Source organism: Lysinibacillus sp. F12 (assembly GCF_057773605.1).
The window spans coordinates 881,711-905,537 of sequence record NZ_JBYMLP010000002.1 but is presented as its reverse complement, the minus strand read 5'-3'; the positions used below and the strand labels follow the sequence as shown (position 1 = coordinate 905,537).

Genomic DNA, 23,827 nt, shown 5'->3' with positions numbered 1-23,827 from the left:
ATTAAAGCAGCACTTGTTACTGTAGGTATTTTTATAACATCATAGAATCATTTGTTCACTAGTAGGCTAGAGGAATATCTTTGGCTACTAGTTTTTAGTTTGTAAAAAAATAATGGGGGAAAATATTTGTGTAAACCCACTAGATGGTTTCATAGCGTTCCTTCTATTGATTCGTTATAATGTAGAAATGGAAAAGACTTAACGAGAAAGAAGGGATAGCTATGGCACGAGGTGTTTACATTCATATTCCTTTCTGTCATCAAATCTGTAATTATTGTGATTTCAATAAATTTTACTTTAAAAATCAACCAGTGGATGAATATATAGAAGCTCTTGGAAAGGAAATGGCGCTTGCAACGCAAAAAAATCCCGAAGGCTTTCGTCATATCGAAACAATTTTCTTAGGTGGGGGAACACCCACAGCATTATCACCACAGCAATTGGACAAACTTCTAACATTAATTCATACGTATATTCCAATGAATAGTGTGACAGAATTTACATCAGAGGCTAATCCAGATGAATTGTCTGCGGAGAAATTGCAAGTTTTGTTTGATGGCGGTGTCAACCGACTAAGCATGGGCGTGCAATCCTTCAATCAAGAACTGTTACAAAAAATCGGACGCACACATAGTAATGAGCATGTGTATAAAACAACAGCTTTAGCTAAAAAAATCGGCTTCCAAAATATTAGTATTGATTTAATGTATGGATTGCCAGGACAAACGATGACCCAATGGAAGGACTCATTAGAAAAAGCATTGGCCCTTGATTTGCCTCATTTTTCTGCGTATTCCCTTATTGTGGAGCCAAAAACGATTTTTTATAATCAGTACGCAAAAGGAAAGCTCCTTTTACCAACAGAGGATTTAGAAGCAGATATGTACGATGTTTTAATGCAGCAAATGGAATTGCATGGTCTCCAACAATACGAAATTAGTAATTTTGCGAAGCCTGGTTATCATTCAGAACATAACAAGATTTACTGGGATAATGACGAATATGCTGGCTTTGGTGCTGGTGCTCATGGATATCTAGCAGGTGTACGCTACTCCAATCATGGACCATTAAAAAAATATATGGAAACTGTTTTGGCGGGGGAGCTTCCAATTGTCCATAAGCATGAGGTATCGCAGGGTGAAAAAAGAGAAGAACAAATGTTTTTAGGACTGCGTAAAACAGATGGAGTTAAGCACAGAATATATGAAGAAAAGTTGAAAACACCAATCGTAGCTCATTATGATTCTGTTCTGAAAGAGCTAGTATCAAAAGGACTTTTAGAACATGATGATATAGGTGTTCGACTCACAAGAAAAGGACGTTTTGTGGGGAATGAAGTATTTCAACAATTTTTGCTAGAAGAATGAGCGATATCGTTGACATAAATTGTGGGATTTGATAATTTAATAATAGTATTAGCACTCCTCTTGGTTGAGTGCTAACAGAGGTGATAATCATGCTAACAAATCGGCAGTTACAGATTTTGCAAGTAATTATAGATGACTTTATTTTATCTGCACAGCCGGTAGGTTCTCGCCAAATCTCCAAAAAACAAGGGATTACATTTAGTCCAGCCACAATTCGAAATGAAATGGCGGATTTAGAGGAATTAGGCTATTTAGAAAAAACACACACTTCCTCTGGTCGAGTGCCTTCGGAAAAGGGTTACAGATTTTATGTAGATCATTTGTTGAGTCCTCAAGGTATTAATTCGAGAGACATTCAACAGATCCAATCGATTTTCAATGATCGACTTGTAGAAGTAGAGCATATTATCCGAAAGTCAGCCAATATTCTATCAGAGCTGACATCTTATACTTCCATACTATTAGGGCCTGATGTTCAAAGACATCGTGTCAAAAGATTTTCGATTGTACCACTGTCTAGTGATACAGCAGTAGCGATTATCGTGACGAATAATGGACATGTTGAAAATCGCTTATTTAATTTACCACCTGATTTTACCGCTTCGGATTTAGAAAAAATGGTCAATATCTTGAATGATCGCTTAATAGGTGTGTCATTAGAAGAGCTCCATAAAAGCCTTGAAGCTGAAGTGTTGGCAGTATTACAGCAACATGTACAATCAGCGGATGATTTTATCCACGCACTCGTAACAGCGACAATGCATAATTCAGAAAGTAAAATTTTCTATGGTGGTAAAACGAATATGTTTAACCAACCTGAGTTTCATGATTTAAATAAAGTCCGTATGATATTGGACTTAATGGAAACGACCAGCCAAGTGCAGTCACTATTTCATCCAAATGAATCAGGAATTCATATTCGAATAGGCTCAGAAAATAAACAGCTAGAAATGGAAAATTGCAGTGTCATTACCACTACTTATTCTATTGGTGATGATCAACAGGGGGCCATTGCTATTATTGGTCCAACACGCATGGATTATAAGCGTGTGGTGGCATTATTAGACGTAATACGCTTGGACTTAACACAAGCATTTACGAAGAATCGTAGTGAATGATAATGAGGAGGATTCAAGTGACGGAAACAACTGAAAACAAAGATTTAGTACAAGAGGATGTACAAGCAGAAACGGCAACAGAGGAAGTAGAACGTTCAGAGGTTCAAGAGGAAATTGAATTATCAGTGGAAGAGCAATATGAGGCGAAACTTGCTGAATTACAAGCAAAGCTAGATGACGAGGAAAACCGACATTTACGCCTACGTGCAGATTTCGATAATATGCGTCGTCGTCAACAACTAGATCGTGAGGCTGCTGAAAAGTACCGAGCGCAAAGCTTATTATCTGATTTATTGCCAGTCCTTGATAATTTTGAGCGTGCATTACAGGTGGAGACAACTTCTGAAGAAACTGCATCTATTATTAAAGGAATTGAAATGGTGTATCGCTCATTGCTAGAAGCTACAGAAAAAGAAGGCCTGCAAGTGATAAAAGCAGAAGGCGAGCAATTTGATCCAAATATCCACCAAGCTGTTATGCAGGAACAGGATAGTGAAAAAGGAACGGGTGTAGTCTTACGCGAGCTACAAAAAGGATATATCTTAAAAGATCGTGTGTTACGCCCAACAATGGTATCTGTGAACGAATAGTCTTAGCACTATTTAGTCAATTAAAATTAGTGAAAAAACGCATCCCGTGCGTCGAATTAATAGGAGGAAATTTTAATGAGCAAAATTATTGGTATTGACTTAGGAACAACAAACTCTTGCGTTTCTGTACTTGAAGGTGGCGAACCAAAAGTAATTCCAAATCCAGAAGGTAATCGTACTACACCATCTGTTGTTGCATTTAAAAATGGCGAACGTCAAGTTGGTGAAGTAGCAAAACGTCAATCAGTAACAAACCCAAACACAATCATTTCTATTAAATCAAAAATGGGTACAGCTGAAAAAGTGACGGTGGAAGACAAAGATTACACTCCACAAGAAGTATCAGCTATGATTCTTCAATATTTAAAGGGTTATGCAGAAGATTACCTAGGTGAAAAAGTGACGAAAGCAGTAATTACAGTTCCTGCTTACTTTAACGATGCACAGCGCCAAGCAACAAAAGATGCTGGTAAAATCGCTGGTCTAGAAGTAGAGCGTATCATCAATGAACCAACGGCTGCAGCGCTAGCTTATGGCTTAGATAAACAAGATCAAGATCAAAAAGTGTTAGTATTTGACCTTGGTGGTGGTACGTTTGACGTATCGATCCTTGAGTTAGGTGATGGTGTCTTTGAAGTATTAGCAACAGCTGGTGATAACAAACTAGGTGGGGATGATTTCGATGACGCGATTATCGAATATCTAGTAGCAGAATTCAAAAAAGAAAATGGCATTGATTTATCAAAAGATAAAATGGCGATGCAACGTTTAAAAGATGCTGCTGAAAAAGCGAAAAAAGATTTATCTGGTGTAACATCCACTCAAATCTCTTTACCGTTCATTACTGCTGGTGAAGCAGGTCCTTTACACTTAGAAATCTCTTTAACTCGTGCAAAATTTGATGAAATTACATTACCATTAGTAAATCGTACAGTTGGTCCAGTACGACAAGCATTATCTGATGCAGGTCTTTCAACTTCTGAAATTGATCAAGTTATTTTAGTTGGTGGTTCTACTCGTATTCCTGCAGTACAAGAAGCAGTACGTAAAGAAACTAACAAAGAACCTCACCGTGGTGTAAACCCAGACGAGGTTGTAGCAATGGGTGCTGCAGTACAAGGTGGCGTATTAACAGGTGATGTGAAAGACGTTGTATTACTTGACGTAACACCACTTTCACTTGGTATTGAAACAATGGGTGGCGTGTTCACAAAATTAATTGACCGTAACACGACAATCCCAACTTCTAAATCACAAGTATTCTCTACAGCGGCTGACAACCAACCAGCAGTAGATATTCACGTACTTCAAGGTGAACGCTCAATGGCGGCAGACAACAAAACATTAGGTCGCTTCCAATTAGCTGATATTCCACCAGCACCACGTGGTGTACCTCAAATCGAAGTAACTTTCGATATTGATAAAAATGGTATCGTATCGGTAAAAGCGAAAGACCTAGGTACAAACAAAGAGCAAACAATTGTAATTCAATCTGATTCAGGTTTATCAGAGGCAGAAATTGAACGTATGGTAAAAGACGCAGAGGCTAATGCTGATGCAGATGCTAAACGTAAAGAAGAGGCAGATCTTCGCAACGAAGCTGACCAATTAGTATTCCAAGTGGATAAAACAATTACTGACCTAGGTGAACAAATTACAGAAGATGAGAAAAAATCTGTAGAAGATGCTCGTGATGAATTGAAAAAGGCACTTGAAGCTGGCGAATTAGAAGGCATTAAAGCAGCTAAAGAAAAATTAGAAGGTGTTTTACAGCCATTAGTTATGAAAGTTTATGAACAAGCGGCAGCAGCTGCTCAAGCAGCACAAGGCGGAGAAGCAGACGCTGGTGCTGGTAAAAAAGATGATGGTGTTGTAGACGCTGATTTCGAAGAAGTAAAAGACGATAAATAAGAATTAAAAGCACAGTAAAGTGAAAAAGCCAAAGACCGCTTGCGGCTTTGGCTTTTGTCATGAAGTAAGGTTATGGAACTAGTAAAGGTACCAATTAAGGAATACTTGCATACGTTAACACTGCTAGGAAGTAGTAAAAACCTCAAATTTATAGAGGGATTACTCGAAAAAATAAGGCAGTTTTATCGACTGCATGTTACAATAGATTTTATGCAAACAGAGCGGAGTGTGAATCATGGAGAAACGCGATTATTACGAGGTGCTTGGCCTAACAAAATCGGCAACAAAAGATGAAATTAAAAAAGCATACCGTAAATTATCAAAGCAATATCACCCTGACCTTAATAAAGAGCCGGGTGCAGATGAAAAATTCAAAGAAATCGCTGAAGCATATGAAGTATTAAGTGATGATCAGAAAAAAGCACGCTACGACCAATTTGGTCATGAGGACCCAAATGCTGGCTTTGGTGGTGGCTTTGGAGGCGGCGGCTTTGGCGGCTTCGAGGATATTTTCAGTTCATTCTTTGGCGGAGGTGGACGTCGTCAGGACCCAAATGCGCCACGCAAAGGTGACGACCTGCAATATCGCATGAATATTAAATTTGAAGAAGCTATTTTTGGGAAAGAAACAGAAATTGAAATTCCTAAAGATGAAACTTGCGAGACTTGTCATGGCTCAGGAGCAAAGCCTGGTACGCAACCTGAAACATGTTCGACATGTAATGGCGCTGGCCAAATCAACCAAGCAGTGGATACACCATTTGGTCGTATGATGAACCGTCGTTCTTGTACAACTTGTCATGGTACAGGGAAGATCATTAAAGAAAAATGTTCAACTTGTCGTGGAGAAGGAAAAGTTCAAAAACGCAAAAAAATTAAAGTGTCAATTCCGGCTGGTGTCGATGATGGTCAACAAATTCGTGTATCTGGTCAAGGTGAGCCAGGTATAAACGGTGGACCAGCAGGGGATTTATATATTATGTTCCGTGTTCAAGGTCATAATGATTTCGAACGTGATGGGGATGATATTTATTTCGAGTTGAAATTGACATTCCCGCAAGCTGCACTTGGAGATGAAATTGAAGTACCAACTGTTCACGGTAAAGTAAAACTACGCATTCCAGCCGGAACACAGTCAGGAGCTCAATTCCGATTAAAAGACAAAGGTGTAAAAAATGTTCATGGCTATGGCATGGGCAACCAGTATGTTACCGTGAAGGTGATGACACCAGAGAAGTTAACGGAAAAACAAAAGCAATTATTACGAGAATTTGCAGAAATTAGTGGCGATATCCCTGAAGAGCAAGGAAGTTCACTATTCGATAAAATTAAGAAAAAATTCCAAGGTGAATAATTAGAGGAGCTGAAGAGCTACGTGAAGTGGTCAGAATTATCCATTCATACAAAAAATGAAGCGGTAGAAGCAATTTCGAATATTTTGCATGAAGCAGGAGCAAGTGGTGTTGTTATTGAAGATTCTGCAGAGTTTGCGAAGCCCCGTGAAGATCAATATGGTGAAATTTATGCACTAAATGAAGAGGATTTCCCGAAGGATGGCGTCATTGTTAAAGCTTATTTATCAGAGTCTAGTTTCTTAAATGAAACGGTCGAGGAGATTAAAGCAGCTATTACGAATCTAACGAACTTTAACATTGATATCGGTGAAAATGTAGTATCCATTGTTGAGGTCAACGAAGAGGATTGGGCAACTGCATGGAAGCAATACTACCATCCAGTTAAAATTTCTGAACGCTTTACCATTGTCCCTACATGGGAGCAATATACGCCTGTTTCTACAGATGAATTAATTATAGAATTAGATCCAGGGATGGCATTTGGTACAGGAACACACCCAACTACAGTCATGTGTCTACAAGGACTTGAAAAGGTCATTAAAGAAGGGGATACAGTTGTTGATATTGGAACAGGGTCCGGCGTATTGTCTATTGGAGCGGCATTACTTGGGGCTAAAAATGTGCATGCCCTTGATTTAGATGAGGTAGCAGTTCGCTCAGCACAAGAAAATGTTGCCTTAAATAAAGTAGAAGACAAAGTAGCTGTTTTCCATGGAAATTTATTAGACACTGTTAAAGAACCAGCAGATGTGGTTGTCGCAAATATTTTGGCAGAAATTATTATGTCCTTCACTGACGATGCATTTACCATTGTGAAACCAGGTGGATTATATGTCACTTCAGGCATTATCGGTGCCAAACGCGATGATGTTAAAGTAGCTCTTGAGGCTTCAGGCTTTATGATTGAAGAAGTATTATTAATGGAAGATTGGGTAGCGATCATTGCCCGTCGTCCACTATAACTTGACGGAGGAAGCGCCAAATCGTAAGCCATGTGCTGGTGATTTGGTGCTTTATTTCTTGCTAGAAAGGACTGTGGAGCATGCAACGTTATTTTATTGAAACAGCCATAGAGAATGCACGTATTAGCGGAGAAGATGCACGGCATATTGAACGAGTGATGCGCATGAAACAAGGCGATCAGATCATTGTTGTTGCACAAAATATTGCTCATATTTGTAAGATTACAGGCTTTGAAGGTGATGAGGTAGCGATTGACGCTACGGGCGAAACAATCCCTTCTTCTGAGCTACCTATTCAAATAACAGTAGCTTGTGGCTTACCAAAGGGTGATAAGCTAGAGCTGATTACACAAAAAGCGACAGAGCTTGGCATGTTTGCCTTACTGCCATTCGAAGCCGAACGCTCAATTGTGAAATGGGACAAGAAAAAAGGGGCTAAAAAGCAAGAAAGATTGCAAAAAATTGCAAAAGAGGCGGCTGAACAAGCCCATCGTACACATATTCCAGCGGTGTATGAACCTGTTACATTTAAACAATTGTTACAAGATATAGACCAATTTGATGCCGTTTTTATTGCAGACGAAGAGGATGCAAAGGCTGAGAAACGCACCAGATTTGCGGACAAGCTTAAACTTGTGCATGAGAAAAAATTAACATCAATCCTTATTATATTTGGTCCAGAGGGTGGCATTTCTCGTAAAGAGGCAGAGGCCTTGTTACAAGCAGGTGCTCAAACCATGTCTTTAGGACCAAGAATTTTACGAGCAGAAACAGCACCACTGTATGCGTTGTCTGCCATCTCATATGAATTTGAATAATACTGAGTCATATATAAATTCTTTCATGAGGAGCAATAAGAAGGCCACCTAATATTAATTTAGGTGGTTTTTTTATGGGTTTCCCACTACGGTAAAAGGAGTGGAATCAAATTCATAAAAAAATTTAGGCTCAAAAATTCCAAATAAAATATGTAAGAGAACAAGTTCAATGTCCATATATAGTTTTTATTGCTACATATTCTAGCGATAGGAGAGCTCACTAAAACTATAAATTGAAAAGAGGTAATTTTTTTGAGTGAACAATTTGATAGTCAGATTCAACCTTGTCCAGTAACATCAACAGAACAAATTCCATTGACGAATGATTTTACGCCACTGGTTGCTACTCCAGTAACAGCGCCAACTATTAAAATTCCAGTTGTACTGGCAGAGCCAACTTTACAAATCGTTGTAGAGTCAGATATTACACTTACTCCGGCAGCAACTGAAATCAAAAGAGTCAAAAAACATGTCTTTCTAAATCAAGTGAAGCTAGTACCAGTTAGCTTTGCACGAATTGCTGGCACAGACTTCTTTAGAGTAACAAGAGCTAAATTATTTGTAGCAGGACATATTCGTAAAAATATCGAATATGCTGCAGCAGCATGTAATGGGGCACTTCGAGATAGAATTGCAGATGTTCCGTTTTCAGGATTTACAGATCTTACTTTCCCACAAACGATTGGAGGCTCAACACCCATTTTAGGAATTTCCGAGTTTGCGGAAGCGAACTTCCTGAATGAAGCTACTCAAATGGATGCTCGTCTAGATAAGGCTTTCTTCCAAAATCTTGTGAAATACAATGAACAACCATTTGGGGAATTAGTAGCAGCGAACTTCTTTGAGCTTGATTTTTCACCAATTATGGCTGCGCCAGAAGGTACTTTCAGCACATTACGTGAAAAAATCGTATTAGAATTAACTGTGAAAGTATTACAAGTTCAACAAATTCGTTTGGGAGCTGGAAGTAGCGTAGTAACGCCTGTTCTTCCAGGACTTACACCACCAGCTTCACCAATAGTTAATCCTACGCCTCCTTCAGAATTTTGTTAATCTCAAATATTGAATAGAGTCATAACAGGGCACTAATAAAAATTCATTATTTTAGCTGGCAGTTGAAAGTTCGGATGTACTCGAACTTTTAACTGCCTTTTTACATCTAAAAAAGGAATAAAGCCATAAACATATGACCCCGAGGATACTGTGACAAAAGGGAAAATCAAGCATACTATAAATTGTAATGAGAATGGTAATCTTTACATTAATAACGTTGTTCATTGTGTTGTAAATGTACTTAATATTGTTTAGGAGTGAATAAATGAATACTCCATGGATTAACTTTAGAGAAATGAGAGAAGTATCCACTAAGCTAAATAAATACTCTGATTGGGCGTATCAAACAATAGATGATGAATCTCCAGCTAATCAAGAAGAAAGCAATACGCTGCTTAGGGATATAAAAGATGAGATTAGGCTTGGAGAGGAATCACCAGATCCTGTAGCCTCCAATCAGGACATACCTAGTTCCGTAGAAACGTTTGTTGAGGTAGATAACAATCTCCAGCTTTGTAGCAATGAGAATCCTTTGGAGGACCATGTACTATCCGATCTAGACTTAGCAATACCTAAAGAGGAATTTCAAAATAGTGAACAGCACCTTGATAAGGAAATAGCTTTAACAGACCTATCAGATGCCAATGAAGACCTATCCATTTCAACCATTGAGGGAGAAATCGAACCCTCCCCAGACATGAAAGAGGGGACTGTAGAGGAATCGATTGTAACAGAGATTGTATCCGAACCTACAGAAACGATGGTTGAGGACATTGATGAATTTCCTTCTGACCGTGATGAATCCCAAGTGGAAAAACAAGATTTAGCAATTCACTCAGATGTTGAATCCACAGTTGAACATAAATGGCATTTTGAGGGGACAGGGAATTCGGAGAAAAACAATCCTACTTCTAAATCGTTGGATGGGGAGATATACTCCATCACCCAAAAATGCTTGTTTTCTACGTATGTAGAAATTCATGATTTTCTCCATGCTCCTATTTATGGCGAACATGTTCAAAATACTACATTTGAATTTCTAAACGTAAAAGATCCCTTAACTCCACAGCTTGAAACAAAGCTTTTCCAAACGACAACAGATTACCCTGAACATCCTGAATGTCGTTTAGTTCGTTCAGACATCAATCAATTGATTTCAATCATGCAAACTGATAAGAATGATAAAAATAATGGGCAGCATCAATCCTTTCAATCAGTGGTCACTCCCTTACATCATTCACCATCAATTAAAAAAGGGGAAGCCACCTCATACGAATCTGATTTAATACATATTCGAGTACCTGTTATAGTTGGGGAATATAAAATTGAAATATGTCTAGAAGAGATTATGGCATTTGAAAAAGGGATTGTAGGGGTGAAAGAGATCTCGAATGAAGTAGTACTCACCAATTGTAGATTTATACCTATTCGTTTATCCCAATCATTTGGAAATGGAACATGTACAGCAAAAAATGGAAAATTATTGATAGAAGGCTATATACAGCAGAGTATTGAATATACAGCTTTTGATACACAAAATGCCTCAACAACTTATGCCAATCAATTATGTCAAAATATAGTATTAGATTTAACGATTCATATGATACAAGTACAAAAAATTCGGGTTCTATATGACAGTCTGTACTCTGGACAATAAATGAATTTCATTCAGTATAAAAGTTCGTTTTCTAATATATACGTCTATGTATAGATTTAATTGCTACATATTCTAGCGATAGGAGAGCTCTCTAATACTAAAAATGAAAAGAGGAAATTTTTTGAGTGAACAATTTGAAAATCAAAATCTACCTTGTCCTGTGGCATCAACGGAGCAAATACCATTAACAAATGAAATTACACCAGTCATTACTACACCGGTTTTGGCACCCACTATAAAAGTTCCAGTTGTGCTGGCAGAACCAACATTGCAAATCGTTGTAGAGTCAGATATTACACTTACTCCGGCAGCAACTGAAATCAAAAGAGTGAAAAAAAATGTATTCCTAAATCAAGTGAAGCTAGTACCAGTTAGCTTTGCGCGTATTGATGGTACAGACTTCTTTAGAGTAACAAGAGCTAAATTATTTGTAGCAGGACATATTCGTAAAAATATCGAATATGCTTCATCAGCTTGTAATGGAGCACTTCGAGATAGAATTGCTGACGTTCCATTTTCTGGTTTTACAGATCTTACTTTCCCACAAATAATTGGAGGCTCAACACCCATTTTAGGAATTTCTGAGTTTGCAGAAGCGAATTTCCTGAATGAAGCTACTCAAATGGATGCTCGTCTAGATAAGGCTTTCTTCCAAAATCTTGTGAAATACAATGAACAACCATTTGGGGAATTAGTAGCAGCGAACTTCTTTGAGCTTGATTTTTCACCAATTATGGCTGCGCCAGAATGTACGTTTAGCACATTGCGTGAAAAAATTGTATTAGAATTAACTGTGAAAGTATTGCAAGTTCAACAAATCCGTTTAGGCGTAGGAAGTAGTGTTATAACACCAGTACTATTCGGACTCACACCTCCTACTAGCCCTTGATCATTGCTAGTTAAAAATGATAAAGACAAATAAACCAATAAAAGGGGTTGCCCATATTCCAGGCAACCCATTTATTGTTCATTATTTAACTGTCTCTAAAACACGTACAAATTGTCCTTGTGAATGTGGGTAGCCTGCTTGTGTAATTTTCACCTTTACAAGCTGTCCGATGAGACTTTCAGGACCCTCAAACACTACTTTTAAGTAATTATCTGTATAGCCCGTTAAAAGGCCTTCCTCTTCACTACCATCATGAACAAATTCTTCGGGAATAACTTCTAACACCTGATCTTCAAAGCGAGAAGCATACTCTTTAGCTAGCTGATCATTTAGTGAGATGAGTCGGTGTACACGCTCATTTTTAATGTCTTCATCAATTTGATCCTCCATACGTGCAGCAGGAGTTCCTGTACGTGGAGAGAATGGGAAAACATGTAATTCGGAGAATTTATGATCACGAATAAAGTTGTACGTATCCATAAATTCTTCTTCAGTCTCACCAGGGAAACCGACAATTACATCAGACGTGACAGCTAAATCAGGTAAAGCCTCATGTAATTTTGTTAAACGTTCGCCGAAAAATTCCATAGTATATTTACGACGCATACGTTTTAACACAGTATCCGATCCAGATTGAATAGGAATGTGTAAGTGATTTACGACAATTTTAGATTCACGTAATACGTCAATGACTTCATCAGTCAATTGGCTAGCTTCAATGGACGAAATACGGAGACGCTTTAATCCTGTAACATTGGCTTCTAAATCACGTAATAATTGGGCAAGGTTATAATCCTTTAAATCTTGTCCATAGCCACCAGTATGAATACCTGTCAGGACTATTTCAAGATAGCCTGCATCTACTAATTGCTGTGCTTGATGTAATACTTCTTGTGGATCGCGAGAACGCATTAAGCCGCGTGCCCACGGAATAATACAAAACGTACAGAAGTTATTACAGCCCTCTTGTATTTTTAAGGAAGCACGTGTGCGGTCTGTAAATGCAGGTACATCTAACTCCTCATACACACGATTTTTCATAATATTACGTACAGCATTTATTGGCTGACGCTCAGCACGATATTGGTCAATATAACCAAGTAATTTTGTACGGTCCTGCGTACCAACAACAATATCGACTCCAGGAATCGCCATAATTTCTGCTGGCGAAGTTTGTGCATAGCAGCCTGTTACACATATAACTGCATCTGGGTTTTGGCGGATTGCTCGACGAATCACCTGACGTGACTTCTTATCCCCAGTGTTAGTAACTGTACATGTATTAATGACATAAACATCCGCCTGCTGATCAAATTCAGTGCGATCATAGCCTTCATCTTTAAATAGTTGCCAAATGGCTTCTGTTTCGTAGTGGTTCACTTTACAACCTAGAGTATGGAAACTCACGATTTTTGATCGCTCGTTACTCATAATGTATATCATCCTTTCAACTTCACATTACCTTGTGTTTCTTCTCATTTTAAATTATTTTGTAGTGTACTTATTTTAGATACGTGATTTATGATAACATAAACCTTTTAAAATCAATACTTTAAAGATTTTTTTATGCTTGTTTTTGTCCTCTTTTTTTAAAGGACTAATTGTTTCACTAGGGGGTAAACTATACTTATGTAAAAGTTGTTCAAGGATTCTATTACTTGAATGGACACTCATTATAGCTAATAATTAAGAGCTACATTCACAAGGACAACACCAACAATCTTTTTAAATAGAAAGAAATTAGACGACAACGTGAAAAAATGGTATGATTCGAAGAGGTACGTACATCTTGATTGAAGAAGGAGCGTTAAAAAATGGAACAAAATTTTGCGCGTATGATCGATCATACATTATTAAAGGCTGAGGCAACAAAAGAACAAATTGAAAAACTATGTGCAGAAGCGAAGCAATTTAATTTTGCCTCTGTATGTGTAAATCCGACTTGGGTGAAACACAGTAGTGAATTATTACAAGGATCAGACGTGTTAGTTTGTACGGTAATTGGATTCCCTCTTGGTGCCAATACACCAGCTGTGAAAGCATTTGAAGTAAAAGATGCAATTGCGAACGGTGCAAATGAGGTAGATATGGTCATTAATATTGGCGCATTGAAAGATAAAAATTATGACCTTGTACAAGCTGACATCGCTGCAGTTGTGCAAGCAGCTAAAGGCAGCGCACTTGTAAAAGTCATCATTGAATCATGTTTATTAACAGATGAAGAAAAAGTAAAAGCATGTGAGCTTGCTGTGGCAGCTGGTGCTGATTATGTAAAAACATCTACTGGTTTTTCAACTGGTGGCGCAACAGCAGCAGATATTGCCCTAATGCGTAAAACAGTAGGTCCTGAACTTGGTGTTAAAGCCTCAGGCGGTGTTCGTAGCTTAGAGGATATGAAAAGCATGGTGGAAGCAGGAGCAACTCGTATTGGTGCAAGCTCTGGCGTAGCCATCATGAATGGTTTAATAGCAGATTCTAATTATTAATAATTTCTTTATGGATATTAAGCTACTAGCTCTGTAAGAAGCTAGTGGCTTTTTTGCATGTAGAATAATGCCTACTACCATCACATATACTCCACTGATGATTTTGAATATAGAAAGGAGGATGTCATGTTTACGCAGTATAAGTATTGGAAGCCCTATATTAGTCCCTTTGATCCCTGCAAGCCCATCGAAGTAAAGTATTATGCTACGCCACCACAATTATATATGGGCTTTCAACCACCTGGACTCCCCCAATTCCAAACCCCGAGAGAGACACTTAGGGCGGGAACACTATGGCCACAATTATTTAGCCCCTATCCATTTCTGATGAAAAGGAGGGAGAAAGCATGACTAAAAAGATGTCGCCCGAATTTTATACCTTACTTGAAGAAATACAGGCAATTGATTTCGTCATCGTTGAGTTAAATCTCTATTTAGATACACATCCACATGACTATACTGCTATTCAACAATTTAATGAAAACACCGAAAAAAGTATGAAGCTCAAAGTAAATTTTGAACAAAAGTTTGGTCCATTAATGAATTTTGGACGAAGTTATTCAGATTATCCTTTTAATTGGGTTGATACCCCATGGCCGTGGCAAGTATAACAAATCATTAGGAGGAATTTATTCTTGTGGTATTATGAAAAAAAACTTCAATACCCGGTAAAGGTTAGTACTTGTAACCCTATGCTTGCTAAGTTTTTAATTGAGCAATATGGAGGAGCTGACGGGGAATTAGCAGCAGCCCTTCGTTATATGAATCAACGCTATACGATTCCTGATAAAGTGGTTGGATTATTAACAGATATAGCGACTGAAGAGTTTTCCCATTTAGAAATGATTGCTACGATGATTTACAAGCTTACAAAAGATGCTACGCCAGAAATGCTAAAAGAAGCGGGATTAGGGGACCATTATGTAAATCATGACAGAGCTTTATTCTATCAAAATGCTTCTGGTGTGCCATTTACAGCAACTTATATTCAGGCAAAAGGGGACCCAATAGCAGATTTATATGAAGATATTGCGGCTGAGGAAAAGGCACGTGCCACCTATCAATGGATTATTGATTTATCTGATGATACCGATTTAAATGACAGTTTGAAGTTTTTACGTGAACGTGAAATTGTCCATTCTCAACGTTTTAGAGAGGCAGTAGAAATTTTAAAAGATGATAGGGATCAACAGAAGATTTTCTAAGAAAAAGTGGCCGGCTGTATCAAGGGGTCTTGAAACAGCCTTTTTTTGTTATTGTATGTTTGAAAAAAAAGCGAGATCTTTTCGATGACCAATCATCACTAAAATATCTTCCTGTTCCAAGTTTTGCTCAGGGGAAGGGGAAATAATGATGTCTCCTACTCGAACAATGGCAATAACACTAACGTTATATTTCGCACGCAAATCTAAATCTCGCAGATTTTGCCCAGCCATTTTTGAAGGGATCATAATTTCTTCTATACTATATTCCTTAGACAATTCGATATAATTCAGCATATTCGGAGACAATAGCTGATTTGCCACGCGCTCTCCCATATCTCGCTCGGGATAAATAATCCAATCAGCACCTACTTTATCCAAAACCTGCCCATGTCTTTTACCAAGGGCCTTAGCAATAATTTTTTTTATCCCTAGTTCTTTTAATAGAGATACCGTTAAAATACTTGACTGCATATCGTTACCTATAGCCACTATAACGCAATCAAAATTTCCTATACCAATAGAGGTTAAAGCTTTTTCTTCAGTTGTATCAGCTACTACAGCGTGGGTAACATAGGGTTCTGCATCCTCCACTCTTTCTTCGTTAATATCAATTCCTAAAATTTCCTGTCCAGCTTCGTGGAGCCTGCGGGCAACGCTTGTTCCGAATCTTCCTAGGCCAATAACTGCATATTGTTTAATAGCCATAGCTATAGCACACTCCTCTAATTTTGTTATCCAATCATAATATTACCTTTAGGATGTCGAAAGGCTTCTGTTTTTCGTCGTTTTGTAATAGCGAAAGCAATGGTTAATGGACCTAGTCTTCCAGCAAACATCGTTAAAATAATGAGAATTCTACCAGTAGGGGATAACTCAGGTGTCAACCCCATCGAAAGACCGACAGTACCAAATGCAGAGGTTGCTTCAAATAAATACATCATGAAACTATGACGTTGTTCAGTAATGCTAAGAATGATTGTCACCACAACAACGATAAGTACGCCACACATTGTGACAGTCAAAGCCTTTAAGATAGTCTCAGTGACAATTCTACGTTTAAATAAAACAACATCTTCTTTTCCACGGATTTGTGACCACATTGTAGCAACTAATACTGCGAAAGTTGTTATTTTTATACCACCTGCAGTGGAACCAGATCCAGCTCCAATAAACATTAAGAGAATTATTAAAAATAATGTAGAATGTGTTAAGTCACCGATAGCCAGTGTATTGGAACCTGCTGTTCTTGGTGTAACAGCTTGGTAAAAAGAACCTAATACTTTGCCCCATTCAGTTAAAGGACCAAGTGTTTTATCATTTCCAAATTCAAACAAAAATATCAAAATTGTAGCGCTTACCGTTAAAATAATTGTAGACGCTAAAACAATTTTTGTATGAACGGAAAGTCTTTTAGTAACTCGATATTCATATAGTTCATTCATGACAATAAACCCCAAGCCTCCAATTGTAATGAGCGCGCAAATTGTTAAAACGACGAATGGGTCATCTACATAAGCTGTCATTCCATTAAATCCGCCCATTAAATCAAAACCTGCATTATTGAAATTAGAAATTGCATGAAAAAAGCCAAAATACACAGCTTTTCCTATAGGCATATCAAAAGAAAAACGAATCGATAAAATAAGACCACCAATTATTTCAATCAATGCTGTAAAGAGCAGTATTCTCTTTACTAATTTAACAAGGCCAGCAATGGAAATATTATTAAATGCTTCCTTAAGCAAAAGTCTTTCTTTTAAAGATATTTTTTTCCCGAGTAGTAAAAATAACAATGTTGCAAATGTCATGAATCCTAAACCACCAATTTGGATTAGGCATAAAATGACTACTTCTCCGAAAACTGAAAATGTATCACCTGTATCGACAACAATTAATCCCGTTACACAAGTTGCTGATGTAGCGGTGAATAATGCATCTAAAAACGAAAGTCCTTTTCCATCTTCTGTAGAAAGAGGCATCGTTAAAAGAAAAGTCCCGATGATAATAATAAGTGCAAAGCCAAGTACAAGAATTTTGGGAGGATTTAATGTGTTTCTAAAAGTGTTCATCTTGTTCTCCTCTATAGATGTTAAATTACTTGATTTTAAATATGCATAAAAAAAGACCAACTAAAAAAGCATGTAAAGAATAGGAGAAAACATGCTAATAGGTGGTCGAATAGGACCTCCTTCGCTTTAGCCGACGAAGTTAGCTGACGGGTAGGATGGCGAAAGAGTTTCTCATCCTTTCTGCATGTGCAGAATTAACCCCAATATATTGGGTCCTCCGTTCTCAATGTTTGAGATTTGGCCAGTATTAAATTGAATGTGATTATTCTACGCCCATATTCTATTTTTTGTAAACCCCTATATGAATAGAAAAATACAATTATTTTTTTATTGGGAGCCAAATTTGCTCTTCGAATTCCAATTAGAAATAAAACCAAAAATTCACTTGATATTTTCGCACACTTTCTATTGACCATTATTAGACAATACGATATAATTTTTTAGTACACAACAGAAGGTGATTTGCCTAAATTGTGTATTGACGTGTGTTCGGAGGGAGGGAAAGAGAGATGTCAAAAACTGTCGTTCGCAAAAACGAATCGCTTGAAGATGCTCTTCGCCGCTTCAAACGTACTGTATCAAAAAGTGGTACAATTCAAGAAGTTAGAAAGCGCGAGTTCTACGAAAAACCTAGCGTAAAACGTAAAAAGAAATCAGAAGCTGCACGTAAACGTAAGTGGTAATTTAATTTCCCATTAAAAATCCCTACGTTCATAACACGCAATCGTATGATTCACTGAGCAGACAAAGATATACCTGGAATTAATTACAGCTGTAATTAATTTCAGGTATTTTACATTGCTCGATTTACGTACATATGAAAAAGCCGGATGGATATCAACTAGATTCATTCGGCTTTTTTGTGTAATACTAAGTTGTAAGCAACATGTACAAATAGTCGAAATAATTTTTCAGATATGTGAAACTTTTTACATGTTTGACCGTATATACAGAGGAGAAGCATGTTAGAAGGGAGGGGAAAAGGTGCGAAAACGGAGAATCCTTAGCTATTTACTAGTAATATGGATGACTTTTTTGTTAGCGTTTCCATTAACTTCGGCGTTTGCAAGCAGTAAGGTCTACCACGTTCCTATTCATAATGAAGTAGAGCGAGGGCTTCACGCATTTTTAGAACGAGCTTTTAATGAGGCTAAAGAAAACAATGCGAAAGCGATTATCTTAGATATACATACGCCTGGCGGATTTGTAAATGCAGCTAGTGATATCGCCATGCTTATGGATGCAACGGATATATGGACAATTGCTTTTATTAATAAGGATGCCCATTCAGCAGGAGCTTTTTTAGCCTTACATGCGGATGAAATCTACATGGTGCCCAATGGAACAATTGGTGCTGCAGCGGTTATCGATTCAGCGGGTAATACAGCTGATTTGAAAGCAAATAGTGCGTGGCTTGCTCAAATGTCAGCAGCAGCAGAGACATCTGGTCGAGATCCAAAGTATGCTTTAGCAATGGCTGATTCCAATTATGAATTGCCAGAGTATCGTGCGGAGGGAAAAAATTTATTAACGCTTTCAGCATCGGAGGCATTAAAGGTCAAATACTCAGAGGGTACCGTGAAAAATTTTCAGGAACTTTTAGAGAAAAAAGACTTACAAGATCGTGATGTCGTTTCAATCGAACCAACATTCTCTGAGAAATTAGCTCGGTTTATTACAAATCCAATTATTGTTCCAATTTTATTATCCATTGCAAGTCTAGGTCTTGTCATGGAACTCTATTCGCCAGGATTTGGCGTTCCGGGTATAATGGGATTATCAGCGCTTGGTTTATTTTTCTTTGGACATATGGTTGCGGGCTTTGCTGGCTATGAATCCTTATTGTTATTGATTATTGGTTTAGCACTTGTAGTGGCAGAGTTTTTTGTTCCTGGTGGAATTGTCGGTATTTTAGGTGGTGTGCTCATAATACTAAGTTTATTACTGGCAGGTGCAAATATTATGCAAATGATAATAGCAATTCTCATTGCGCTTGTAATAGCGATTATAGGAATGGTGATTCTGATGAAATTTTTCGGGAAAAAACTGCATGTCTTAAACAGGCTGGTGTTAATGGATGCAACTACGACAGAAGAGGGCTATGTCTCCAACGTCAATCGCACAGAATTGTTAGGAAAAGTAGGGACTACACTTACTCCTTTACGTCCAGCGGGTACAATGGTTCTTGACAGTGAACGCATTGATGTTGTATCAGAGGGTGGCTATGTCGATGCAAATAAACATGTAGAAATTATTAAAGTTGAAGGCTCACGTATTGTCGTGAGACAAACAAAAAAAGAGATGGAGGAATAGGAAATGGGTTTTGATTTAGCATTAATTGGTCCTATAGCTGGACTGGTTATTTTATTTATTGTACTAGCGGTATTCTTTACCTTTGTACCAGTAGCACTATGGATTTCTGCACTGGCTGCAGGCGTCCGTGTTAGTATTTTCACATTAATTGGGATGCGCTTACGTCGTGTAATTCCGTCTCGAATTGTAAATCCGTTGATTAAAGCACATAAAGCAGGTTTACCTGTAACGATAAACCAGCTTGAAAGTCACTATTTAGCTGGTGGTAATGTAGACCGAGTTGTCAATGCATTAATTGCTGCACACCGTGCGAATATTGAATTATCCTTTGAGCGCTGTGCTGCAATTGATTTAGCTGGGCGAGATGTACTTGAAGCAGTTCAAATGTCTGTAAACCCAAAAGTGATTGAAACACCATTTATTTCAGGTGTAGCAATGAACGGGATTGAGGTAAAGGCTAAAGCGCGTATTACCGTACGTGCCAACATTGAGCGTTTAGTTGGTGGTGCTGGTGAAGAAACTGTTATTGCCCGTGTAGGGGAAGGGATTGTTTCTACAATTGGTTCAGCAACTAGCCATACGGAAGTATTAGAAAATCCGGATATGATTTCACAAACCGTTTTATCAAAAGGTTTGGATTCTGGAACAGCCTTTGAAATCTTATCCATTGATATTGCTGATGTAGATATCGGTAAAAACATTGGGGCAGAATTACAAATTGAACAAGCGCAAGCAGATAAAAACATTGCTCAAGCAAAGGCTGAGGAACGTCGTGCAATGGCTGTAGCGAATGAGCAAGAGATGATTGCCCGCGTCCAAGAGATGAAAGCGAAAGTAGTAGAAGCAGAAGCAGAAGTACCTCAAGCGATGGCAGAAGCATTACGCTCAGGTAATCTTGGCATAATGGATTATATGAACTATCGTAATATTCAAGCTGATACGGCTATGCGTGATTCCATTTCAAAAGTAAGTAACGATAAACCAGAAACAAACGAACCAAATGTTTAAAAACGGAAAGGAGCAGAACTAACATATGGAACAATTAATTATTTTTGCAATAATTGCCATAGTCAGCTCTATTTTCGGAAAATCAAAAAATAAAAAACCACAAAAATCAATGCCTCCTTTTAATAATAAGGACACACGTGTAGAGTCACCTGTGCTTGAAGAAACTCCACAGCATCATCAAAAACCACAAAGTTTTGAAGATTTTGCTCGAGAATTTATAGGGGATTGGATTCCGGAAAATGAAAAGGTTCAAGAGACTAAGAAATTGGTTGAGGAACAAGTGACGAAGGAAGTCCCAAGCTATGTTGCGCCACCTGTCATTCCAGCGGATGTGCCAAAGCGCTCGTTTATCCGAGAGCAAAAAGGACGATTAGCAGCTGGGAAAGAAGAAGTGAAAGTAACTGGGACACATTCTCCTTTTCAAGTCCCGCAATCTAAAAATGCTCTCATGCAGGCTGTGGTAATGGCTGAAATATTAGGCCCTCCAAAAGCAAAAAGAAAATAACTAGCATGTCCTCCTTTTTCGATGCATATATTGCCGAAGAAGGAGGCATTTTTTTATGAAAAAATTATTTCAATTAACGCCACTACTTGAATTGTCAGAATATGAATCATTAAAAATTATTGGACCTTACCGTTTTATTCATGCAGATGCAACGACCTGTTCGTTTGCTTATGCAGATTATCATATTACTGTTACGGCTGATTTGGTGAAAATCCATGCACTAAAAGAAGAAATGCTTCATCTCTCTGTTGAAAACTTACAAGAGATTCATATGAAAATGACAAAGAATATGGGTGTGAGTTAAAATGTGGAATAATCGGCCAATCATTATACGTATAAAGCGCCATGAAAATGTTCATCCTTTTATTCAAGCATTGCACGCACAACATGTTCCTTTAAAGCGTGTCGTCTTTAGAGAACAAGAGGTTTCGTTTGAAACAACGATGCATCATTTACCTAAAATTCGTCGTATACGAAGAGGCTTTCGCTTGAAAATGGCTGTATTTTACGCCGATGAGCAGCAAGTTTTTCGAGCTCAGGTTTGGACTTTGCTTGGTCTGGCTTTAATGATTGCCATTCCAATACTTGGTGCGCAGGTGATTTGGAAGGTAGACATTGAAGCAGCAACACCAGAACTGGAGCAGCGCCTAGGTAAAACGTTTCATGATACCTTTCAAATAGAAACACCGCTTTCTAAAAAAAATTTACCGTCTAATACGGTTATTCGCCAAAAGCTGTTAGAACAGCATCGGGAGCTCTCATGGGTGCATATTGAAAAAAATGGAGGGCGAGTTGTACTAAGGCCACAGGAATCGCCTAAACAAACGAAGCAGGCAAATGAAAAATTAGCGTCGCAATTAGTAGCAACCAAAAGCGGTATTATTACTCACTTTGATATCCAAAATGGCGAGCGGAAAATTTCAGTGAATGATACAGCCTATGAGGGGGATGTTCTTGTTAGTGGCGTGATTGAAAGTGGAGCGGATTATGTTTTTGTCGGCGCAAAGGGCGAGGTTTTTGCAGATTATTGGCTTGAATGTACCTTTAAAATTCCTACAAAAATTACAATGGAAACATTGCAACAAAAGCAATGGCGCGTTTTGGTGAAAGGTATTCATCAAGAAAAGGTTGATTATGTGCAAAAAAAGGATTTACCGAATTGGCTAGACCCTTATGTTTCAATTGTAGAGGAGCAGCAAACGAAAACGATGCAGGTGGAGCTTGATGAATCGAAAATCGAGTCTTTACTTATCCCGCTTCTTCATGAAAAAGTAATACGTTCGTTACCTGCCAAATCAATCATCAAAAAAGAAAACCTTTTACAGGCAAAGTGGGGTAATGGTACAGTTGAAGGGAAAGTTCTATTTTTAGTCAATGAAAACATTGCAAGTCCAATACATGGCCTACAAGGAGAATGATTATGTCAGAACAGTTAACTGTATTACAAGTGGATAATCCAAACGAAGCGGTTATGCTACTCGGAATTTCCGATGCAAATATGAAGCTAGTTGAGGAAGCACTTAATGTTCATATCATTACCCGTGGTGAACAAATTCAACTTGCGGGTGAAGAAAGTGCTAAGGAACAGGCAACATTTCTGCTGCATGCATTATTGAAGGTCATTCGCAAAGGAATTAATATTGATCAACGTGATGTAACGACAGCTATTGAAATGACTCAAAAAGGTACCATTGAATATTTCGCAGAGCTTTATGATGAAGAAATAGCACGCACGACCAAAGGTAAACCCATTCGTGCAAAAACAATTGGTCAACGAGAATACATACAAGCAATCCGTCATAAAGACGTTGTTTTTGGTATTGGTCCAGCCGGTACTGGGAAAACGTATTTAGCGGTAGTCATGGCAACGCAGGCACTTAAAAATGGGCATGTCAAGCGTATTATTTTAACTCGTCCTGCTGTTGAAGCAGGAGAGTCTCTAGGGTTCCTGCCGGGTGATTTAAAGGAAAAGGTAGATCCTTATTTAAGACCTCTCTATGATGCCTTAAATGATATCTACGGGGCTGAACAGACGCAACGATTAATTGAGCGCGGGACCATTGAAATTGCACCATTGGCTTACATGCGTGGCCGTACACTAGATGATGCTTTTGTTATATTAGATGAAGCACAAAATACAACTCATCAACAAATGAAAATGTTCTTAACACGACTAGGCTTTGGTTCGAAAATGGTCATCACAGGTGATAAAACACAAATCGATTTGCCTAAAAATACGGAGTCTGGCTTAATCGTGGCAGAACGCACATTAAAATATGTAAAATCGATTCATTTCCAAGTGTTAGAACAAGGTGATGTCGTCCGCCACCCAATAGTAGCCAAAATCATCCAAGCCTACGAAGAACAGCAACTTTAGAATGGCAAAGCCATTCTAAAGTCTGCCCCGAAAGCGAAGCGACAGGGGCACCGTGTTTAAAAAAAGTCTGCCCCGAAAGCGAAGCGACAGGGGCACCGTGTTTAAAAAAAGTCTGCCCCATGACTGTGAATTAAGAAAATGATC

24 protein-coding genes and 1 riboswitch are annotated in these 23,827 nt (G+C 38.2%); of the genes, 21 read left to right on the top strand and 3 right to left on the bottom strand.

Annotated features, from left to right (window positions below; genetic code table 11):
- Window positions 1-221: 221 nt before the first annotated feature.
- The 10 genes from hemW (at window position 222) to AC3CH7_RS11485 (ending at window position 11,720) form a co-directional block, all read left to right on the top strand.
- A complete protein-coding gene (hemW, locus tag AC3CH7_RS11530) occupies window positions 222-1,367 on the top strand; it encodes a radical SAM family heme chaperone HemW (protein WP_488381752.1) in 1,146 nt (381 codons plus the stop codon).
- Window positions 1,368-1,456: 89 nt separating this feature from the next.
- Window positions 1,457-2,485 carry a heat-inducible transcriptional repressor HrcA gene (gene hrcA / locus AC3CH7_RS11525; RefSeq protein ID WP_031417050.1) on the top strand — a complete coding sequence of 343 codons (1,029 nt, stop codon included), beginning with the start codon at window positions 1,457-1,459 and terminating at the stop codon, window positions 2,483-2,485.
- A 17-nt stretch (window positions 2,486-2,502) separates the two neighbouring features.
- Entirely contained in the window at window positions 2,503-3,075 is a 573-nt protein-coding gene (gene grpE, locus AC3CH7_RS11520; RefSeq protein WP_488381751.1) for a nucleotide exchange factor GrpE, read from the top strand.
- Between the two features lie 75 nt (window positions 3,076-3,150).
- Window positions 3,151-4,986: a molecular chaperone DnaK gene (dnaK, locus tag AC3CH7_RS11515; protein WP_012295327.1), complete on the top strand. Its 1,836-nt coding sequence runs from the start codon at window positions 3,151-3,153 to the stop codon at window positions 4,984-4,986.
- Window positions 4,987-5,221: 235 nt separating this feature from the next.
- Window positions 5,222-6,340 (top strand): molecular chaperone DnaJ, encoded by a 1,119-nt coding sequence (gene dnaJ, locus AC3CH7_RS11510; RefSeq protein ID WP_012295326.1) that lies wholly within the window; start codon window positions 5,222-5,224, stop codon window positions 6,338-6,340.
- 21 nt (window positions 6,341-6,361) lie between these two features.
- Window positions 6,362-7,303 carry a 50S ribosomal protein L11 methyltransferase gene (gene prmA / locus AC3CH7_RS11505; protein ID WP_031417048.1) on the top strand — a complete coding sequence of 314 codons (942 nt, stop codon included), beginning with the start codon at window positions 6,362-6,364 and terminating at the stop codon, window positions 7,301-7,303.
- Window positions 7,304-7,383: 80 nt separating this feature from the next.
- Entirely contained in the window at window positions 7,384-8,121 is a 738-nt protein-coding gene (locus AC3CH7_RS11500) for a 16S rRNA (uracil(1498)-N(3))-methyltransferase (protein WP_012295325.1), read from the top strand.
- Window positions 8,122-8,373: 252 nt separating this feature from the next.
- Complete coding sequence (locus AC3CH7_RS11495) at window positions 8,374-9,174, top strand: CsxC family protein (RefSeq protein WP_012295324.1); 801 nt, start codon at window positions 8,374-8,376, stop codon at window positions 9,172-9,174.
- A 265-nt stretch (window positions 9,175-9,439) separates the two neighbouring features.
- Window positions 9,440-10,831: a BC_2427 family protein gene (locus AC3CH7_RS11490; RefSeq protein ID WP_197149933.1), complete on the top strand. Its 1,392-nt coding sequence runs from the start codon at window positions 9,440-9,442 to the stop codon at window positions 10,829-10,831.
- 121 nt (window positions 10,832-10,952) lie between these two features.
- The gene (locus tag AC3CH7_RS11485; RefSeq protein WP_012295322.1) at window positions 10,953-11,720 is read left to right on the top strand and encodes a CsxC family protein; all 768 of its coding nucleotides are present in this window, start codon (window positions 10,953-10,955) and stop codon (window positions 11,718-11,720) included.
- 81 nt (window positions 11,721-11,801) lie between these two features.
- Here AC3CH7_RS11485 and mtaB read toward each other — a convergent pair whose 3' ends face one another.
- A complete protein-coding gene (gene mtaB / locus AC3CH7_RS11480) occupies window positions 11,802-13,151 on the bottom strand; it encodes a tRNA (N(6)-L-threonylcarbamoyladenosine(37)-C(2))-methylthiotransferase MtaB (RefSeq protein ID WP_031417045.1) in 1,350 nt (449 codons plus the stop codon).
- A 383-nt stretch (window positions 13,152-13,534) separates the two neighbouring features.
- Here mtaB and deoC point away from each other — a divergent pair, with 383 nt between their 5' ends.
- The 4 genes from deoC (at window position 13,535) to AC3CH7_RS11460 (ending at window position 15,411) form a co-directional block, all read left to right on the top strand.
- Window positions 13,535-14,206 (top strand): deoxyribose-phosphate aldolase, encoded by a 672-nt coding sequence (gene deoC, locus AC3CH7_RS11475; protein WP_012295263.1) that lies wholly within the window; start codon window positions 13,535-13,537, stop codon window positions 14,204-14,206.
- A 126-nt stretch (window positions 14,207-14,332) separates the two neighbouring features.
- Window positions 14,333-14,557, top strand: a complete 225-nt coding sequence (locus AC3CH7_RS11470; RefSeq protein WP_036162165.1) for a spore coat associated protein CotJA — start codon at window positions 14,333-14,335, stop codon at window positions 14,555-14,557.
- Window positions 14,554-14,817: a spore coat protein CotJB gene (locus AC3CH7_RS11465; protein ID WP_012295262.1), complete on the top strand. Its 264-nt coding sequence runs from the start codon at window positions 14,554-14,556 to the stop codon at window positions 14,815-14,817. Before AC3CH7_RS11470 ends, AC3CH7_RS11465 begins: the two co-directional genes overlap by 4 nt.
- Before the next feature lie 24 nt (window positions 14,818-14,841).
- Window positions 14,842-15,411, top strand: a complete 570-nt coding sequence (locus AC3CH7_RS11460) for a manganese catalase family protein (protein WP_031417041.1) — start codon at window positions 14,842-14,844, stop codon at window positions 15,409-15,411.
- A gap of 48 nt (window positions 15,412-15,459) precedes the next feature.
- Here the strand turns inward: AC3CH7_RS11460 and AC3CH7_RS11455 are convergent, their stop codons facing one another.
- Together AC3CH7_RS11455 and AC3CH7_RS11450 are read right to left on the bottom strand one after the other, a co-directional pair.
- A complete protein-coding gene (locus AC3CH7_RS11455; RefSeq protein ID WP_012295261.1) occupies window positions 15,460-16,116 on the bottom strand; it encodes a potassium channel family protein in 657 nt (218 codons plus the stop codon).
- Window positions 16,117-16,142: 26 nt separating this feature from the next.
- Complete coding sequence (locus AC3CH7_RS11450; RefSeq protein ID WP_036164226.1) at window positions 16,143-17,480, bottom strand: TrkH family potassium uptake protein; 1,338 nt, start codon at window positions 17,478-17,480, stop codon at window positions 16,143-16,145.
- 113 nt (window positions 17,481-17,593) lie between these two features.
- Window positions 17,594-17,733, bottom strand: a riboswitch (cyclic di-AMP (ydaO/yuaA leader).
- A gap of 256 nt (window positions 17,734-17,989) precedes the next feature.
- Between AC3CH7_RS11450 and rpsU the strand changes: the two genes are divergently transcribed.
- The 7 genes from rpsU to AC3CH7_RS11415 all read left to right on the top strand — a co-directional run bounded on the left by rpsU (window position 17,990) and on the right by AC3CH7_RS11415 (window position 23,683).
- Window positions 17,990-18,163, top strand: a complete 174-nt coding sequence (gene rpsU, locus AC3CH7_RS11445; RefSeq protein ID WP_004227078.1) for a 30S ribosomal protein S21 — start codon at window positions 17,990-17,992, stop codon at window positions 18,161-18,163.
- A gap of 301 nt (window positions 18,164-18,464) precedes the next feature.
- On the top strand, window positions 18,465-19,793 hold the full coding sequence (locus AC3CH7_RS11440) for an NfeD family protein (RefSeq protein WP_031417037.1): 1,329 nt from the start codon (window positions 18,465-18,467) through the stop codon (window positions 19,791-19,793).
- Window positions 19,794-19,796: 3 nt separating this feature from the next.
- Window positions 19,797-20,801, top strand: a complete 1,005-nt coding sequence (floA, locus tag AC3CH7_RS11435) for a flotillin-like protein FloA (protein ID WP_008179446.1) — start codon at window positions 19,797-19,799, stop codon at window positions 20,799-20,801.
- A gap of 25 nt (window positions 20,802-20,826) precedes the next feature.
- Window positions 20,827-21,306 carry a hypothetical protein gene (locus tag AC3CH7_RS11430; RefSeq protein WP_012295257.1) on the top strand — a complete coding sequence of 160 codons (480 nt, stop codon included), beginning with the start codon at window positions 20,827-20,829 and terminating at the stop codon, window positions 21,304-21,306.
- 55 nt (window positions 21,307-21,361) lie between these two features.
- Window positions 21,362-21,610: a hypothetical protein gene (locus AC3CH7_RS11425; RefSeq protein WP_012295256.1), complete on the top strand. Its 249-nt coding sequence runs from the start codon at window positions 21,362-21,364 to the stop codon at window positions 21,608-21,610.
- 1 nt (window position 21,611) lies between these two features.
- Window positions 21,612-22,724: a sporulation protein YqfD gene (locus AC3CH7_RS11420; RefSeq protein ID WP_012295255.1), complete on the top strand. Its 1,113-nt coding sequence runs from the start codon at window positions 21,612-21,614 to the stop codon at window positions 22,722-22,724.
- A 2-nt stretch (window positions 22,725-22,726) separates the two neighbouring features.
- Window positions 22,727-23,683: a PhoH family protein gene (locus AC3CH7_RS11415; protein WP_031417032.1), complete on the top strand. Its 957-nt coding sequence runs from the start codon at window positions 22,727-22,729 to the stop codon at window positions 23,681-23,683.
- Window positions 23,684-23,827 lie beyond the last annotated feature (144 nt).